The organism is Mycobacterium sp. TH-M106 (genome assembly GCF_057473765.1).
On the sequence record NZ_JBYCLE010000504.1, the window covers coordinates 1 to 1,096 of the forward strand.

The 1,096-nt window shown below is 68.2% G+C and carries 2 protein-coding genes; both read right to left on the reverse strand.

Annotated elements, in window-relative coordinates:
* Positions 1 to 94 precede the first annotated feature (94 nt).
* Positions 95 to 580, reverse strand: coding sequence for a hemerythrin domain-containing protein (locus AC2VOP_RS17740; RefSeq protein ID WP_486962182.1), 486 nt, complete (start codon positions 578 to 580; stop codon positions 95 to 97).
* Positions 577 to 1,096, reverse strand: a 520-nt coding sequence (locus AC2VOP_RS17745; protein WP_486962183.1) for a Rieske (2Fe-2S) protein, incomplete at its 5' end; no start/stop codon positions are given. The genes AC2VOP_RS17745 and AC2VOP_RS17740, both read right to left, overlap by 4 nt.

Below are 1,096 nucleotides of genomic sequence, written 5' to 3' on the forward strand. Positions count from 1 at the left end.
GCAGCCACGCCGCCCCGGGGCGTCGGCCGGTTTTTCGTGACCGGTGCCCGCACCACTCCCGCCGGCGCCTGAGCGCGCGGGCAGGCGAACACCGCTAGAGGGCGCGGACCAGCGCCGCCCGCCCCTTGGTCCGCAGCCGGTGCAGCGCAGATCCGCGGTAGCGCTCCATCATGGCGCTCATCTTCTCACCGAGTTCCTCGACTTCGGCGTCGGTGAGCTTCACCTCGGGGGGAGCCGGGATCAGGTCGCGTTCCTCCTCGTCGGCGTGCGCCTCCAGCACGGTCTTGAACGAGTTCCACTCCTGTTCGTACCCGGGCGCGCTCTGCGGCGTCTTCAGCAGCACGGACAGCTGGTCCACCACCTGACGATGTTCGGCGTGCGCGATCGCGATCAACCTGCTGGCCTTTTTGAGGGCGGGATAGTACAAGTCGTCCTCGATGCGGAAATGGATGTCGAGCTCGATCAACATGTCGTCGAAAAGGTCGTGCCGCTCTTGTGAATTCACCGGCGACCGGCTGATCTTGCCGCCCAGCCCCTTGAGGACGGTGTGGTGCTCTTTCAACACGTCATAAGCGTTCACTTGTGTCCTCCCTTGTCACTTCCCGTGGCCCCGCCGACAGCGGTCGAAGCCCCGCCGCGGACCTCGACCGTTCCATCGACCAACCGGGCCTGGTAGCACGGCAGCGGCGCCGCCGCCGGGCCCCGCAGCACCTCACCGGACTCGGCTGAGAACCACGAGCCGTGCCATGGGCACACGAGCCGGCCGCGGTCGACCCAGCCGTCGGCCATCGGAGCCGCCAGGTGCGGGCAGAATTCGCCGAAGGCAGAGACCTCGTCAAGCCCGGTCCGGCACACCACCAGCCCCACCCCGTCGACTTCCACTCGCATCGGTTTCCCGTTCAGCGAGTCGGCGGACAGCACCGGTGTCCACTTCGTGGTGCGCAGCCGCTCACCGGCGTGGTCGATGCCGACGCCGGAGTCGAACACCAAGGCCCCGCCCAAGTAGCTGCCGGCGACGGTGATGCCGTAACCCAGTGCCGTCAAGGCGATCCCGCGGTAGTGACGCCCCTGGCGGCGGTCCCACCAGGACTGCGCG